The 15,279-nt window shown below is 60.5% G+C and carries 15 protein-coding genes; 10 read left to right on the top strand and 5 right to left on the bottom strand.

The window, feature by feature from the left end; genetic code table 11:
- The first annotated feature begins 45 nt into the window (after positions 1–45).
- The 3 genes from serC to F4V58_RS08690 all read left to right on the top strand — a co-directional run bounded on the left by serC (position 46) and on the right by F4V58_RS08690 (position 3,225).
- A complete protein-coding gene (gene serC / locus F4V58_RS08680; protein WP_075735147.1) occupies positions 46–1,182 on the top strand; it encodes a phosphoserine transaminase in 1,137 nt (378 codons plus the stop codon).
- Between the two features lie 92 nt (positions 1,183–1,274).
- Positions 1,275–2,273, top strand: a complete 999-nt coding sequence (gene sepH / locus F4V58_RS08685; RefSeq protein WP_075735149.1) for a septation protein SepH — start codon at positions 1,275–1,277, stop codon at positions 2,271–2,273.
- Positions 2,274–2,355: 82 nt separating this feature from the next.
- Positions 2,356–3,225, top strand: a complete 870-nt coding sequence (locus tag F4V58_RS08690) for a DUF6928 family protein (protein ID WP_075735151.1) — start codon at positions 2,356–2,358, stop codon at positions 3,223–3,225.
- Here the strand turns inward: F4V58_RS08690 and F4V58_RS08695 are convergent.
- The 3 genes from F4V58_RS08695 to F4V58_RS08705 all read right to left on the bottom strand — a co-directional run bounded on the left by F4V58_RS08695 (position 3,222) and on the right by F4V58_RS08705 (position 6,154).
- The gene (locus F4V58_RS08695) at positions 3,222–4,019 is read right to left on the bottom strand and encodes a TrmH family RNA methyltransferase (protein WP_150385772.1); all 798 of its coding nucleotides are present in this window, start codon (positions 4,017–4,019) and stop codon (positions 3,222–3,224) included. The genes F4V58_RS08690 and F4V58_RS08695 overlap by 4 nt on opposite strands.
- Positions 4,020–4,022: 3 nt before the next feature.
- Positions 4,023–5,426, bottom strand: a complete 1,404-nt coding sequence (locus F4V58_RS08700) for an NCS2 family permease (protein ID WP_075735155.1) — start codon at positions 5,424–5,426, stop codon at positions 4,023–4,025.
- Between the two features lie 80 nt (positions 5,427–5,506).
- Positions 5,507–6,154, bottom strand: coding sequence for a DUF3027 domain-containing protein (locus tag F4V58_RS08705; protein ID WP_075735157.1), 648 nt, complete (start codon positions 6,152–6,154; stop codon positions 5,507–5,509).
- 52 nt (positions 6,155–6,206) lie between these two features.
- On the opposite strand from F4V58_RS08705, the gene F4V58_RS08710 reads away from it, so the two are divergent.
- Together F4V58_RS08710 and F4V58_RS08715 are read left to right on the top strand one after the other, a co-directional pair.
- Positions 6,207–7,043: a glutaminyl-peptide cyclotransferase gene (locus tag F4V58_RS08710; protein WP_075736653.1), complete on the top strand. Its 837-nt coding sequence runs from the start codon at positions 6,207–6,209 to the stop codon at positions 7,041–7,043.
- Between the two features lie 6 nt (positions 7,044–7,049).
- On the top strand, positions 7,050–7,616 hold the full coding sequence (locus F4V58_RS08715) for a DUF2771 domain-containing protein (protein WP_075735159.1): 567 nt from the start codon (positions 7,050–7,052) through the stop codon (positions 7,614–7,616).
- Between the two features lie 214 nt (positions 7,617–7,830).
- On the opposite strand, the gene F4V58_RS08720 is transcribed toward F4V58_RS08715, so the two are convergent.
- Positions 7,831–8,211 (bottom strand): cold-shock protein, encoded by a 381-nt coding sequence (locus F4V58_RS08720; protein ID WP_075735161.1) that lies wholly within the window; start codon positions 8,209–8,211, stop codon positions 7,831–7,833.
- Between the two features lie 455 nt (positions 8,212–8,666).
- Between F4V58_RS08720 and F4V58_RS08725 the strand changes: the two genes are divergently transcribed.
- Complete coding sequence (locus F4V58_RS08725) at positions 8,667–9,350, top strand: resuscitation-promoting factor Rpf1 domain-containing protein (RefSeq protein ID WP_075735164.1); 684 nt, start codon at positions 8,667–8,669, stop codon at positions 9,348–9,350.
- Between the two features lie 180 nt (positions 9,351–9,530).
- Here F4V58_RS08725 and F4V58_RS08730 read toward each other — a convergent pair whose 3' ends face one another.
- Complete coding sequence (locus tag F4V58_RS08730) at positions 9,531–9,716, bottom strand: hypothetical protein (protein ID WP_075735166.1); 186 nt, start codon at positions 9,714–9,716, stop codon at positions 9,531–9,533.
- Positions 9,717–9,783: 67 nt separating this feature from the next.
- Between F4V58_RS08730 and F4V58_RS08735 the strand changes: the two genes are divergently transcribed.
- The 4 genes from F4V58_RS08735 (at position 9,784) to F4V58_RS08750 (ending at position 15,015) form a co-directional block, all read left to right on the top strand.
- Positions 9,784–11,841 carry a helicase-associated domain-containing protein gene (locus F4V58_RS08735; protein ID WP_075735168.1) on the top strand — a complete coding sequence of 686 codons (2,058 nt, stop codon included), beginning with the start codon at positions 9,784–9,786 and terminating at the stop codon, positions 11,839–11,841.
- A gap of 5 nt (positions 11,842–11,846) precedes the next feature.
- On the top strand, positions 11,847–13,478 hold the full coding sequence (locus F4V58_RS08740; RefSeq protein WP_075735170.1) for a DNA repair helicase XPB: 1,632 nt from the start codon (positions 11,847–11,849) through the stop codon (positions 13,476–13,478).
- 3 nt (positions 13,479–13,481) lie between these two features.
- A complete protein-coding gene (locus F4V58_RS08745) occupies positions 13,482–14,123 on the top strand; it encodes a DUF3239 domain-containing protein (protein ID WP_075735172.1) in 642 nt (213 codons plus the stop codon).
- 67 nt (positions 14,124–14,190) lie between these two features.
- Positions 14,191–15,015: a hypothetical protein gene (locus F4V58_RS08750; protein WP_075735174.1), complete on the top strand. Its 825-nt coding sequence runs from the start codon at positions 14,191–14,193 to the stop codon at positions 15,013–15,015.
- Positions 15,016–15,279 lie beyond the last annotated feature (264 nt).

Raw genomic sequence — 15,279 nt, forward strand, 5'->3', positions numbered from 1 at the left:
ACAGTCAATAGGAAACTTGTTCGCAGGAAGATAAAGTGACTGTGTATGAGCACCCATCAAATGAAATTTCCTGTAGAACTCCACCCCGCTGACGGAAGGTTTGGCTGCGGCCCGTCCAAAATCCGCGAATCCCAAATCGCCGCCATCTCCGACCACGCCCTAGACATTATGGGCACCTCGCACCGGCAGCCAGCTGTCAAAAACGTGGTGGGGGGTATCCGCGAGGGCTTGAGCCAACTCTTCCAGCTCCCGGAGGGCTACGAAGTTGTCCTCTCGTTAGGCGGTGCAACGGCCTTCTGGGACGCCGCCACTTTTGGGCTCATCGAGGAAAAATCCGCTCACTTGAGCTTCGGCGAGTTCTCCTCTAAATTCGCGCAGGCCTCCGCCAAGGCCCCCTGGCTGCAGCAGCCCAACATCACCACCGCCCCGGTGGGCACCGCCCCCTCCCCCACGGAGTTAGACCTTAGCGGCGCAGACGTAGTGGCCTGGGCGCACAACGAAACGTCCACCGGCGCCATGGCTGAAGTCACCCGCCCGGACACCGACGCCCTGGTGGTCATTGATGCCACCTCCGGCGCCGGCGGCCTGCCCGTTGATATCAGCCAGACCGATGTTTACTACTTCTCCCCCCAGAAGTGCTTCGCTTCCGACGGCGGCCTGTGGCTTGCAGCCATGTCCCCGCGCGCTATCGAACGCATTGCGAAGATTGCTGCCTCCGACCGCTTTATCCCCGCGTTTTTCGATCTGCAGACCGCAGTGGATAACTCGCGCAAGAACCAGACCTACAACACCCCAGCCGTAGCGTCGCTGCTCATGCTGCATAACCAGGTGGAGTGGATGAACGACAACGGCGGCCTAGACGGCATGGTCGCACGCACCAGCGCCAATGCCGCAGCCTTGTACAACTGGGCGGACAACCGCCCCGAGGTCCAGCCCTTCGTGAGCGATCCAGCGGCGCGGTCCCTGGTAGTGGGAACCGTGGACTTTGCGGACGGGGTGGACGCCGCCGGTATCGCCAAGATTCTGCGCGCGGAAGGGATCGTAGACATTGAGCCCTACCGCAAACTGGGCCGCAACCAGCTGCGCGTGGGCATGTTCCCAGCCATTGACACTGAAGATGTGGAAAAGCTTACCCAGGCTATTGATTTTGTCCTCGACTCCGGCGCGGTCTCAACCACATAAAGCACAGCCCTGGGCTAAGGTGGAACCTAATAAGTCGCGGAAATCACAAGCTTTCCGCGACAAGTTTAGGCGTCACCGAAGGAGTCTTTCCCATGCGCGAGCTGTTCGTGGTCAACCACGAGTCAAACCCATCATCCCTAGTGCTGCGGACCGAAGATAATGAAGAATTCTTCGTTGACCTCACCGCCCTGGATGACAAGACCCGGGCAACCCTGACCGCCCCGCAGCCAGAGCCTGCGGAAAAGGAAGAACCAAAGCCCGCCCCACAGCCGGCGGCCGTTGCCGCACGCCCCAAGACAGACGTGCTGTCTATGCGCCCGCCGGAGATCCAAAACCGGATCCGGGCCGGCGCCACGGTCGCGGAATTAGCGGAATCCATGGGCGTAGCGGAATCTCGCGTAGAGCCGTTCGCCCACCCCGTGATACTGGAACGCGAGCGGATAGCGGAGCTGTCCAAGCAGGCCCACCCCGTTCGGGAGGACGGCCCGGCCAAGCTCACCATTTTTGAAATCCTGGCCACCTCTTTTGCCGCGCGCGGGCACTCCCTGGCGGACGCCACGTGGGACGCCTACCGGGTCAAAGGGGAGCCCTGGACCATCCGCGTGACCTGGAAAGCCGGATTGAGCACCAATGAAGCCTTGTGGACGTTGAAGCAATCGGCTACCTCCCCGGACGTTCTGGAAGCCCGTAACACCGTAGCGGCTGACCTCACGGACCCGGATTTTGTCCAGCCGGTCCGCACACTGACCTCAGTGGGCAAGCGCGCCGACACCGCCGGTGCCCGCCGTTTCGAGGCCCTCGACGCGCGCGAGGATTCACACGACACCGCTGGAGAGACCTCCAGCGTGTCCTCACTCCACGACCGCAACCGCAGCAAGGCTGGGGATGCCGGGGACGGCGGCGGGGTCACAGAACCCAAGAAGGCAGACGCCAACGCAGAACCCGGGAACACTGCAGACGGGGACCAGGACTTCCTGCAACACCCAGAGCCGGAGGCGAAACCCGTCAAACGCCGCCGCAAGGCCGTGACCCCAGCGTGGGAAGACGTGCTCCTAGGGGTACGCGCCAGCACCAAGCGTCCACGCTCTTAGGTAATTTTTCGCCTAAAATGAGTTTTGTAGCCTAAAAAATTCTCAACTAACGTTAATTCTCCCAAGGAGCAGGCAATTGCCCATGAATATCTCACGCGCCGTATTAACCCTGTGGTACGTCAACACCGACAACCCGGCGGAGGTCCTTACCTCCGCACCAAAAGCCGACCGCGGCTTCGGGCGTAAATACTTAGCGCAGCTCAACCCCGCCTTCCCCGTCACGCCCATTGGGCAGTTCCCGCTCAACCGCTCTGCCAAGGCGGACGTCGGTGAGTTCTACATTGGCGGATACCCGGATATCACCGTGGTGCAGACCGTCATCATGGACGACGCCCTGACCCTATCCAAGCTCTCCCCCTTACTGCTTCGCGCTATTGACGCCACCGATATTTATGCCTTCGCCTCCAATGAGGAGGAGGGGTACGCGGGCATAGCTCACTGGCACAACTACGAGCTCAAGCGCTCCCTGTGCAGCACTCACACTAAATTCTTCGAAGATGAGGGCCTGCCAGAGACCTTCGAAGGCCCTTTCTGGGCCGGGGAGCACGCGCTGGAAGAAGGCGAGTCCACCCCGGGTATTGGTCTGCCCTTCGACCCGCTAGAGCTCATGGCCGCAGCGGAAAAGCATTGGCTGGGCGTGGACGTCAACGCCCAGGGCCCGGACCTTGACGTGGTGGGCTACGCCGTGGATGGCCGCCCGGAGCCCAAGGTGGCGCAACCAGAGGTTAAAAAGCCCAAGACGGCGCAGGAGGCCACCAAGGAAGCCGCCTCGAAGCTGGGCGTGGGCCCTGGCAACGGTGACTACGACGACTACGAGAATCCGGAGGAAGAAGATGAAACCTCCATCCAGGAAGCAGCCGCAGACGCCGCCAAGCAAGCCGCTAACCTGGGCAAACTAGTGGGCGAAAAGGCTTTCACCTGGGCCAAGTCCACCTTTAAGAAGTTCCGCTAGAACAACTGCGCGCGCTGGCGCTCGTAGAAAGCAATAGCTGCCGAGGTAGCCACGTTGAGCGAGTCCGTTCCCGCCGCCATGGGAATCCGGGCGCGGACATCGGTGGCCCGCATAGCGTGTTCGGTAAGCCCCGGCCCTTCCCCGCCTACGAGGAGGGCCACTTTTTCTGCCCCGGCTATGGCTTCAGCGATATGCACGGCTTCGGGGTGCGGGGTCAGCGAAACCAGCCGGAACCCGGCGTCACGCACCTGCCCCAAGGAACGCTGCCAGGTGGTGTAACCGCCTTCTAGTTTGGCCCAGGGCAGGCGCAGGACGTGCCCCATGGATACGCGCACACTGCGCCGGTAGAGCGGGTCTGCCGTGCCCTGCCCCAGCAAAACCCCGTCCACGTCCATGCCAGCGGCGTTGCGGAAAATAGCGCCGATGTTTTCATGGTCCCCCACGCCTTCCATTATGACCAGGGTCCGCGCGCCGTCCAGGACGTCCGCCACCGACCACGCCGCCGTTCGGTCCGCGGCCGCCACCAGACCCCGGTGCATATCAAAACCCGCCACCTGCGCCAGCGTCTCCCGGGTAACCTCAAACACCGGAACCCCACAATCCAGGTAAGGCTCAATCTTGGAGGCAAAGCCCACTATGCAGCGCACCCGGTAGGGAGATTCCAGCATACGGTCTACGCCCAACGGGCCTTCGGCAATGACAAAACCCGCCCCGGACTTATCCGACTTGTTCAAGTCGCGGATATCATCCAGGCGCGGGTCTAGGGGATCAGAAATAAAGGTTTTCACCCCCACATCTTAGCCAATAGCGGCCATGATTGGCTCCATGCCAAAGTACAGCACAAACAGCCCGGCCACGGTCCACATAATCCAGTGGATTTCCTTGGCGCGGCCAGTGAAGATGTACATCAAGGTAAAAGCAATGAAACCAATCCCAATGCCGTTGGCAATGGAATAGGTAAACGGCATGACCACGATGGTCAGGAAGGCCGGGATGGCCATCTCAATCCGGTCCCACTCGATGAGTTTGAGCTGGGAGGCCATCATGGCTCCCACTACAACTAGGACGGGAGCAGCCGCCTCAATGGGCACAATCTCATACAGCGGGGTGAAAAACATGGCGGCCAGGAAGATGATGCCGGTCACGATGTTAGCCAGGCCGGTGCGCGCGCCGTCCCCAATACCCGCAGCGGAGTCCACATAAACGGTGTTGGACGACACCGAGCCCGCACCGCCGGCCACAGCACCCACGCCCTCAATTACCAGGGCGGTCTTCAGGTTGGGCAACTTGCCGGTCTCATCCTCGAGCCCAGCCTGCTTACCCAAGGCGTTCATGGTGCCCATGGCGTCAAAGAAGTTGGTCAGCAGCAGCGTGAAAATCAACAACACGGTGGCTAGTACACCCAGGCGGGTAAACGCGCCCAGCAAGCTGATGTGGCCCACAATGGAAAGGTCGGGCATGCTGCCCAGAATGCTAGGCAGCTCCGGCGTGGCCATGCCCCAGTCCGCGGAGCCAAAAATTGCCTGGCAGATCAGCGCCAAGATGGTGGTGATAACAATCGCGATGAATAGGCCACCGGGGACGTTGCGCACCACCATGAAGGCGCACAGCACCAAACCAATCACAAAGATGAGGGCAGGCAGCGTGGCAATCGAGCCATTAATGCCCAACCCCACCGGGACCGGGGTCATGGCGGAGTCCGGAACGCGGGTGACAAAGCCGCCGTCAACAAACCCGATGATGGCAATAAACATGCCGATACCCACGCCCATGGCGGCCTTCATTGACGCCGGGATGGCATCAAAAACCGCCTGGCGGAAACCAGACAAGGCCAACGCCACGATGATGAGGCCTTCAATGACCACCAGGCCCATGGCTTCTTGCCAGGACAATCCTTTGACAGAGACCATAGTCACGGCCACGAAGGTGTTCATACCCAGGCCGGCGGCCAGGGCGAACGGGTATTTAGCAATCGCGCCGAAGGCGATGGTCATGATACCCGCGATTAGTGCAGTGGCGGCCGCTACCTGGGGAATACCCAGGGCGTAGCCGTTGACGTCCTCAGACGTGCCCACAATGAGAGGATTGAGGAGGATGATATAGGCCATGGCGAAAAATGTCACCACGCCGGCGCGGACTTCGGTTCCCACGGTGGAACCACGTTCGGAGATATGGAAATAACGGTCGAGAGCAGCGTTCATCGCTGTGGCAGCCCCTTTACTCAGTGCCAGGGAGGATAATTACCTTCTAAGCCTGGTCTATAGGGGCCATAAAAACCAAATTAAAACACGGGTTTTTCATCATCGAACGGTGTGATTTCCGCCGTACCTTCCTCAGCCACCTTGACCTTTGAGTGCGCCCCGCAACCATAGGTGGCGTGCACCACTTCCCCGTCAGCGGAGTATTCGTTGGTACAGACCCCAAAGTGCGGGCCCAGAGGCTCCCCCAGGGCCACCTGGAAAGCACAGGTACGGCACTGCATGGGGGCCTTAGCTGCCATTTCCGTGTTCGGCCCGCGGTTGCCGGTCATCCACCGGTCTTTTGCGGCCTTAGCGCCGTGGGCGGTGAGCTGGCCGGCGGCGTCCAAACGGGGGTCATCGGCAGCAGGTGGCATGAGGTCACCCGGACCCAAATCCTCCGGCCGCAGCCGCTGGGAATACGGAACCCAGTCCGGGGCCTGCAAAGCCTTGCGGCCCGGCACCAGGGCCACCTCATTGACCGTAACGTCCACAGAGCCGTCCGCGTGAGCCAACACCGCATGCCACTCCCAGCCCGGGTATCCCGGAACGCGCGCTGCAAAGCGGTGGGTCACCACGTTGTTACCGGAAACGGCCACTCCCAAATGCTTTCCGGCGCCGCTGTCATCCACCTCCGCAACAACGTCACGGGCCAACTCAATAGCGGCTTCACTCAGTAACGGGTTCTTCATGTTCTTGGGCACGGCTTATATATTAACCGCCCGGCTAGTGCATGATGGAATCATGCAACTTCGTCTCTCTTCTTTCCCCTATGCCAGCGAACTCCGGGCCGCCGGTGCCAGTGTGCTAGCGGCCGCTTCAGTCCTGGGACTTTCTTCCTGCTCCGCGCACACTCCGCCCGCACACCTAGGCGTTGAGCATCTGCGCGCTGAAGTAATAGAACGCCTTGAATCCGACCCCACCTACTTCACCCAAGGCCTGGAAGTAGCACCTGACGGCACCGTGTGGGTGGGCACTGGGTTGTACGGCGAGTCCACCATCTTGCAGCGCAACCCGGCAACCGGGGAGGTTATTCACAGCCACGACCTTCCCGCAGACATCTTTGGCGAAGGTATCACCCACTATGACAACAGCCTCTGGCAGTTGTCCTGGAAAGCCGGCAAAGCCTTCAAATACGACGCCGCCACGCTTCGACCAACTGGGGAGGCAACCTACCCCGGTGAGGGCTGGGGACTGTGCGCCATGGACAACCACCTGGTGCTCTCCGATGGCACCTCCACCCTGCGCATCCTGGACCCGGAAACCTTCGCGGAGAAATCCCGCGTGGACGTCACCTTAGAAGGCCGGGCCGTAGATAAGCTCAACGAGCTCGAGTGCGTGGACGGCGCGGTCTACGCCAACGTCTGGTACTCCACCGATATCCTGCGCATTGACCCCTCCGACGGGAAAGTCACCGCCGTTATCGATGCCTCCGCCTCCACCGGCGTGAAAAACACCGGAGAAGAAAACCCAGACGCGGTCCTCAACGGCATTGCCCATATCCCCGGCACTGAGGAGTTCTACCTCACCGGCAAGCTGTGGAGCGACCTCTACCGCGTCCGCTTCGTGGAAGTAGAATAAATACCCATGGCTACTGTTAAAGAGGCTAAGCGCAAATCGCTTATCCAGATCCTGACCCTCATGGTTGCCGTCTGCATCATCGTAGTGGTGGTGGTGCTGGCTCAAAAGTGGTTTAATTCCCGCCCCGGCACCCCGCCTGCGCAGCTGTCGGTTACCGCCACGGCCGGCGGCAAAAGCATAGAAGTCCTGCCGTACATGGTGTGCGAACTAGACGCCCAGTGCCCGGAGGGCACCGTGCCCAACCTCACCGTGGACGCCGGCGGGACCTTAGAGATTGATGTTCCGGAGGAACTAGCCAGCCACCAGTGGCGGATTCTGACCATCTACACCGACCCCGCTGCTAACGACGAAACCCTGCACGGCGCGGGGGAAACAACCCACGTGGAAATCCCCGGCTCAGTAGATCCCATCAAGGCCTCCACCGGCACGCAACCGAAGCTTCAGTTGGTGGAAATCTCCGCACTGCTCATTGGCCACGATGACAACGGGGAGGAAACCCCCGTTAATACCGTGTGGTCATTATCAACCATGACCGAAGATGAGCTAGCGCAGTCCAAGGCCCAAGGAAACTAGGCCCGGCAAGCTACCGACGCCCCCTCAAGGCACCGCCGCAAAAGCCACCGCTTCCGGAACAGGAAACGGTGGCTTTATCCATACCCTAGCGCCGCTGGAACGCCTGGGGACCGGGCGCTTGGAGGCGCAGGCGCTCAGGATCTTGGGCTCTTGGGAGCCCAGGCGCTCAGGATCTTGGGCTCTTGGGAGCCCAGGCGCTCAGGCTTGTGGGCAGTTAGGCGTCAAGGTCTTTGGCTATGGCGCGAAGGATTTCTGCCACCTGGCGGCCGGTCTTGCGGTCCGGGTAGTGCCCCGAGGTCAGTGTGGGTAGAACCTGGGTGTCTAGCACGGTCATCACGTCTGACAAGACGCTGGCCAGCTCATCAGGTTTGCGCGCGGGGGTGCGCCGGCGCGGGGTGTCCAGGATTTTAATCCGCAGCGCCTGCGGGCCACGGCGGCCGGCCGCGAAATCAAACTCAATCCGCTGGCCCTGAACAAGCTCTTCCACGCCCTCAGGAAGGACGTTTTTGCCCACAAAGACGTCCTGGTCGCCCGGGTTGGAAACGAAGCCAAAGCCTTTGTCCGTGTCATACCATTTCACTTTGCCAATTGGCACAGGGCTCACCACTTTCTATCTACAAGGAAAGACCCCAGTTTAGCGCACAGCCGCCCGCTAGCGGTACCTCCGCGCAACCCTTAAAATCCTCGCGACACGCCAAGAAGTGTGACCTATCTAACAATAAGATTGGGTAAATTGGAATTTTGGCGCTTACCTGCATAGATTGCAAAAACCGTACGTCCCATCAGTAACGCCCGTATTTAGACCGAGACACAAGCGTGACTAATTCGTTATAAAGCGGTACGGTCGCCTGCAAGCGCTTTTAGTCCGCACTTAAAACCCCTAAGCCCAGCTAGTACCAGTGGCCTTGGGACACCGCAGGGAAAGCCACCCGCTTTCACCCTTTAAAAAGGTTTCTCCCTGCAGCCGGACACGGGACCATCTCCCCGCACAATCGCAACCTTTAACACGTTGAATAAACAAGCGGGATATAGAGAGGAAAGAGATTTAACATGGGTCGCCACTCAGTTACTAAGAAGTCCACCGCATCCAAGCTAGCCGCCACCGCCTTGAGCTTTGGCGCCGCCGCTACCCTTGCCGTTCCTGCGGCCAACGCCGCACCAGATTCTGACTGGGACCGCCTTGCACAGTGTGAGTCCGGCGGAAACTGGGCCATCAACACCGGCAACGGCTACCACGGCGGCCTGCAGTTCTCCCGTGGCACCTGGCAGGCATACGGTGGCGGCCAGTACGCCCCTACCGCCAACCTTGCTACCCGCGAGCAGCAGATTGCTATCGCTGAGCGCACCTTGGCCGGCCAGGGTTGGGGCGCATGGCCTGCGTGTTCCGCACGCCTGGGCCTGAACTCCGCACCCACCCCCCGCAATGTTGACGCTCCGGCCCCAGCTCCCGTTGCTGAGCCCGCGCCTGCGCCTGCTCCCGCGCCGGCCTTTGTCCCTCCCGTACCCGCTCCTTATCCCCTAGGAGCGATAAACCCAGACGCCCCTACTCCGGATAAACTAGCAGCTGACAACCTGTTTGCGCTTGCCATCCACGTGGCCGGAGCATACGGACTCAATGTCCCGCCGGAATTTGTGGCCCACTACATGGCTAACCGTGAGAACTACAACGCCTTCTTGCTGGCCAACCGCGGCTTCATTGAAACCGTCCTTAACCTAGCCCAGGGCAACCTCTAAAAAGAACCTGCCCACTACTAGCCCTTCCGCCGGCGTCTGCACTCCTTTGCACGCACCGGCGGATTTTTGCTGTCTTACCCCCTATTAATCCCACCCCGCCTGGCCACCGCCAGTTGAGCCCCGGGGTGAAAACGCACAAAAGGCACCCCGCAGGGTGCCCGTGGTGGTTAGAGGTAAGTACTAGCGGTTAATCCGGGTATAGGGGTGGACGTAACCGGTCTTTTCTGCCGGCATGGGCAAGACCAAATCATCCCCGTAAGGGCTAGTGGCACCCTGGAAAGGGGCGGCGATTTCAGTAACAATGTGATCGCGTGAGGTATCTACCGGCCAGGCGGGGTTAATTCCCTGAATTTCTGCGTTTGACATAAAACTCATTATGCCAAACCCGGGAGCAAAACGTAACTCATTTCAGGCACTAAACTTGGAAACTACTATGACATTTGCAACTTCCGCGAACTTGGGCCCGCTAGATTTGGGCGAATGGCTCTCCAAGCGCTCCCAGGAGGAGCTGGCCACCATCCTAGAAAACCGCCCCGACGCGGGGGTTCCGCTGCCGGCGGGGTTTTCCGCGCTGGCCACCCGGCTGACACTGCGCAGCTCAGTGACCCGGGCACTGGCCAGCGTCAACGCGGCGGAGATTGCAGAGCTGGAAGATATCGCCGAACGCGGCGGGGAGCTGGCCCCGGTGGAGGTCTCAGATGTCCCAGCCAGCCGGAGCCTAAAGAGCAAAGCGCTTATTTTTGGCGACGGAAAAGTGATGGTACCCGGCGCGGTTATCTCCGCGCTGCCCACGGGCTTTAGTGTAAAAAATCAACGCCGGGTTACGCCTGAGGAGCTGGCGCAGCTGCCCCCGGAGCACAAACGCGTACTGGAAACACTGCAAGAAACCGGCCTGGGCACTACCCGGGACGCTGCCCCGGACGCCCCACCCCACCGCCCCATCCCGCAGCTGTTGGCGGCCGGGCTACTAGAGCGCGTGGACCACACCACGGTCCGCCTGCCCCGGACGGTGCGCACGGTGTTGCGCGGCCAGGAGCCGGTCATTATCCCCGCCACGGCGTCGGGGCGCCAGGGCACGCCGGTGCCTTGCCAGCGGGCGGATGAAGCCGGCGCCGCCGCCGGCTTGGAAGTAGTTAGGCTGATGGGCCAGCTCATCGAGGTTCTAGGCCAGCGCCCCGTGGAGTTGCTCAAGGACAAGTCAGTGGGCGTGCGCCAGGTGGCGGCGCTTGACAAGCAGCTAGGAACACTGGACGCCGCCGCGCTGATCGGTTTAGGCCACAGCGCCCGGCTGCTTAGCCGCGGGGAGCCTACCGGCGGGCCGGAGGGAAACTTCCTCGCCCCCACGCAAGCCTCAGTCGATTGGGCGGACGCCCCGCTGGCCGCCCGCTTGGAGGCGCTTCAACGCGCTTGGTTCCACTCGCCCTGGGCTACGTGGGAGTCCGCCCGGGCACTAGACCCCGCCACCCGCCATGATTTCTTGCCCCGCTACAAAGACACCATCGTGGATATCTACCGGGGTTCGGCCGCCGCGTTGAGCACGGAGGATTTCTTGGAAGATCTCCGCTTTTCCCGCCCCCTGTTTGCCACCCATACTCAACCCGCCACCGTGGAAAACCTGCATGCCCAGGCCCAGTGGCTGGGAATAGTGGCCCAGGGCCGGCTGACCCACTCCCGTCCTATCCCGGAGGCAATCAGCCATTTCATCACGCAGGCGGACATGACTGTTCTAGCCCCGGGTCCGCTGGACACGCCAGTATTGCGCACCCTGGAGAAGCTGGCGGACGTAGAATCCCCTGGCCTGGCCAGTGTTTACCGGTTGAGCCACCAATCCATTCGGCGGGGCCTGGACTCAGGTCTCACCGCAGCGGAAATCACTACTTTCCTAAGCGAGCACAACCTAGGTGAGCTGCCGCAGGGAATAGGCTTTTTGGTGGCTGATGTCGCGCGCGGTCACGGGGCGCTGCGCGCCGGCCCCGCGCTGTCGTACCTCAGGTGCGGTGATGAAGCACTGCTGGCCCAGGCGGTAGCCGTGGTCAGCGAACTGCGCTTGCTGGCCCCCACGGTAGCGGTGAGCTCGGTCCACTTAGGTCAACTGCTGGCCAAACTCCGGGAGGCTGGCTTCTCCCCTGCCGCTGAGGATGAGCAAGGCGCCACTATTACGGTCACGCCCGAACCCGCACTGCTGCCAACGCCGAAGGTTACTGGGGCGCGCCGCGCGGAGGGCATCGACAGCGAACAGGCAGCTGCGGCCCTGCTCACTACCGCCGATGCCCCCGTGCCCGCCGCGTCCCAAACCCCTCTGGAAACCCTGCGCGCCGCCGCACGCTCCCGGCACCCCGTGGTGCTCAGCTATGCGGATAAGGAAGGCCGCACCAAGGAACTTGGCCTCACCCCGCTGAGCGTGTCCGGCGGACAAGTAGACGCACTATCTAACAACGGCACTACAGTGCGCATCCCGGTTCCGCGAATCCGCGATGTCCGGCTAGCCTAGGAGGAATGAACGGTCCCCTCATTGTCCAGTCGGATAAAACAGTCCTGCTCGAAGTTGACCACGAATTTGCCGGTGAGGCCCGCGCCGCCCTGGCACCGTTTGCAGAGCTAGAGCGCGCCCCGGAGCACGTACATACCTACCGGATCACCCCGCTAGCACTGTGGAATGCCCGCGCCGCCGGTTTTGATGCTGAATCCCTGGTAGACGTGTTGGAAAGGTATTCCCGCTTCCCCGTGCCCCAGGCACTGCTCATTGACGTTGCGGAGACCATGTCCAGGTTTGGGCGCGTGCGGATTTTATCCCACCCCGCGCACGGTTTGGTGCTGGAATCAGCGGAGGTCCCCATCTTGGAGGAGCTGCGCCGCCACAAGAAAATATCCGGCATGCTGGGCGCGCGCATTGATGACAACTCCTTTGCCGTACCCCCTTCAGAGCGCGGCCGTCTCAAGCAAGAACTACTCAAAGCCGGCTGGCCGGCCGAGGACCTAGCCGGGTACGTGGACGGGGAATCCCACCCCATCGAACTTGTCCAGGACGGCTGGGCCATCCGCGACTACCAGGAATACGCGCGGGATTCCTTCTGGTCCGGCGGCTCCGGCGTGGTGGTGCTTCCCTGCGGCGCGGGCAAGACAATTGTGGGCGCGGCAGCCATGGCCAAAGCCAAGGCCACCACACTTATCCTGGTGACCAACACCGTGGCCGGGCGCCAGTGGCGCGACGAGCTGCTGCGGCGCACCACCTTGACAGAAAATGAGATTGGCGAATACTCCGGGGAGAAAAAAGAAATCAAACCCGTGACCATAGCCACCTACCAGGTAGTCACCCGCAAAACCAAGGGCGAATACCGGGCGCTGGAGCTTTTTGACTCCCGCGACTGGGGGCTTATCATCTACGACGAGGTCCACCTCCTGCCCGCGCCCGTGTTCCGTATGACCTCCGACCTCCAGTCACGCCGCCGCCTGGGACTTACCGCCACCCTGGTACGCGAAGACGGCATGGAGGGCGACGTATTCTCCCTCATTGGGCCCAAACGCTACGACGCCCCCTGGAAAGAACTGGAGTCCCAGGGCTTCATTGCTACGGCGGACTGCGTGGAGGTGCGCGTGGACTTAACGGCATCAGAACGCATGGTCTACGCCACCGCTGAGAGCCGCGACCGCTACCGCTTAGCCGCCTGCGCGGCTGCCAAGTTCCCCGCCGTGGAAAAAATCCTAGCCAAACACCCCGGCCAGCAAGCGCTCATCATTGGCGGATACGTGGACCAACTAGAAGACATAGCCGCCAGGTTGGGCACTGAAGTCATCCACGGCAAGACCTCCAACGCCAAAAGGCAGAAGCTCTTCCAAGCCTTCCGCGAAGGCAACATCGAAGTGTTAGTGGTCTCCAAGGTGGCCAACTTCTCCATCGACCTGCCGGAGGCCGCCCTGGCGATCCAAGTCTCTGGTACCTTCGGCTCCCGCCAGGAAGAAGCCCAACGCCTGGGCCGGCTACTGCGCCCCAAAGCGGACGGCCGGGAAGCAACCTTCTACACACTGGTCACCCGGGATACCATCGATGCTGAATACGCAGTCCACCGCCAGCGCTTCCTGGCCGAACAAGGATATGCATACCGCCTAGTAGACGCAGTAGACTTGTAAAGTATGAAGATTTTCAAATTCAGCGTCGATGAACAGTTTGCTCAAAACAACAATGAGCTCCTGCGCGACTCCAAACGTCTGCGCAACTCCGGACTAATCCTGGGGCTAATCCTCATTATCATCGGCGTAACCATCTTCTTCACTGTCGAGGCGGCTTGGGCCTTCACCTTGGGCTTAGGCTTTGGCTTGTTTGGCGCGCTCGTGGCGGTAGTTGGCTTCCTAGCGGCCAAGAAAGTGGGCACCGCCCAGCAGCTCTACGACCGCTACCCCCTAGCGCCCGCCGTTATCGCCGAAGTTAACGAGACGGACGTGGTCCTCATGGCCCTAGTCAACACCAACGTTGACCCCACCCTGCCACCGCGCTGGGCGGCCTCCCTGCGCACCGTGTCCAACATTCCCGGACTCACCGAGCGCACCGTGGGGACCAAAATCCCCGTAGCCGCCGTCTCCGGGCAGCGCACCTCCAAAAACTCCGAGCACTGGGACCAAATAACCCCCATGCCCATCGCCTGGGGCACACCCGACCAAGAAGTAGTAAAGATTGCCCGCAACGCCATCCCCTCCGAGCAATGGCACAAGCTAGACCGCGCCCGCAAGCGACTCAACGACATCAAGGCAACGCGGTTCGACCTTTTGGTACTATAAAATAAAGTTCACTGATGGTGGCATTGTAAAGCCTCATCAATTTTAGTATCTACAGTAAGGACAGCTCTTGAACTCCGGACAATTCAACCACCAAGCGGCCCTGGAGAACTTCAGGAAGAGGTTGAAGGACGAGACGGACGAAACCGCCGACCAGGCCTATTTCGCTGACCCAGACTACGACCTACCCGAATGGGTCAACAAGGATGATAAATCAGTTCCCCATTGCCGTTGGTTCTTAACTGCACCACGCGAACTCCTGGGTCTCCCAGATGACGATGTTGCAGACGATTCTCGGAGAGCTCTTTTTCTTATCGGCCAAAATCCTTCAAAGGCTCGGGAGTGGGCAGGCGTGGAAACAGATCCCACGATCGATAACGTGAGATCTGCGCTTGGCCTCCCCGCAGGTGGACGACCTGTTCACTATAAGGACCTCCTTAGCGACGCTGGGATAACGCCAAGTCGTGTCACAATGGTGAACCTGACTCCAATCATCAACCCGACCGGTAAGAAGGTAAAACTAGAAGACTATGCGGATCGGAAGTCGCTCAGAGAGGACAACGCCCGCCTAGTAATTGACTTAATTAAAGCGACAGTCGATGCCTCAAAAGGCGAGAGAGGTATCGATATCATCCCTATCTGGGGTAACAAAGGGCACGAATACGTTCGCGACGCTGACGAATCAAACCGGGGCCTGCGTCCCGAAACCGTCCACATGATGGAGCTTCTTCAGCAGCTGCGCGGCGACAGCGCGCTGGACGTGAGATACGGGGGATTTCTAACGGCTAAAAAGGCTCCAGGGCATACAGCCTACCCTCACAACACTGCCTGGAAGCAGGGCGAGTTTTCGTGGCTTCAATACAACGATGCCACCGGCAAATTCTGGCCTTTGTAAATACTACAAATTATTCGATCCCCATCACCAAATGACCCTGCAAAGGATTTCCCTCCCCTAAGTAGGATCGCGAGGGCCGATTTCTTCCTGCAACGGTAGTCGAAATTGGTTGAGGCTTAATTCCTTAAACCGCAGGTTTTTCCGCCGTTGGTTGGGGGTGTTTTTGGGTGTGAAAACGCAGAAAGAGCCTAGACGTTTGTCTAGGCTCTTTGCTGTTTGCTTTATTTTGTTGTGTTATGTTTTTATGTCGGCGGTAACTTACTC

Origin of the sequence: Corynebacterium phocae, assembly GCF_008693075.1 — a bacterium.
Taxonomy (GTDB): domain Bacteria; phylum Actinomycetota; class Actinomycetes; order Mycobacteriales; family Mycobacteriaceae; genus Corynebacterium; species Corynebacterium phocae.

Coding starts and splice junctions, on each gene's coding strand:
- F4V58_RS08745 (WP_075735172.1), top strand. CDS start 13,482: ATGAAGATTTTCAAATTCAGCGTCGATGAACAGTTTGCTCAAAACAAC.
- F4V58_RS08710 (WP_075736653.1), top strand. CDS start 6,207: ATGCAACTTCGTCTCTCTTCTTTCCCCTATGCCAGCGAACTCCGGGCC.
- serC (WP_075735147.1), top strand. CDS start 46: ATGAGCACCCATCAAATGAAATTTCCTGTAGAACTCCACCCCGCTGAC.
- F4V58_RS08730 (WP_075735166.1), bottom strand. CDS start 9,716: ATGTCAAACGCAGAAATTCAGGGAATTAACCCCGCCTGGCCGGTAGAT.
- F4V58_RS08715 (WP_075735159.1), top strand. CDS start 7,050: ATGGCTACTGTTAAAGAGGCTAAGCGCAAATCGCTTATCCAGATCCTG.
- F4V58_RS08690 (WP_075735151.1), top strand. CDS start 2,356: ATGAATATCTCACGCGCCGTATTAACCCTGTGGTACGTCAACACCGAC.
- F4V58_RS08705 (WP_075735157.1), bottom strand. CDS start 6,154: ATGAAGAACCCGTTACTGAGTGAAGCCGCTATTGAGTTGGCCCGTGAC.
- sepH (WP_075735149.1), top strand. CDS start 1,275: ATGCGCGAGCTGTTCGTGGTCAACCACGAGTCAAACCCATCATCCCTA.
- F4V58_RS08740 (WP_075735170.1), top strand. CDS start 11,847: ATGAACGGTCCCCTCATTGTCCAGTCGGATAAAACAGTCCTGCTCGAA.
- F4V58_RS08700 (WP_075735155.1), bottom strand. CDS start 5,426: ATGAACGCTGCTCTCGACCGTTATTTCCATATCTCCGAACGTGGTTCC.
- F4V58_RS08735 (WP_075735168.1), top strand. CDS start 9,784: ATGACATTTGCAACTTCCGCGAACTTGGGCCCGCTAGATTTGGGCGAA.
- F4V58_RS08725 (WP_075735164.1), top strand. CDS start 8,667: ATGGGTCGCCACTCAGTTACTAAGAAGTCCACCGCATCCAAGCTAGCC.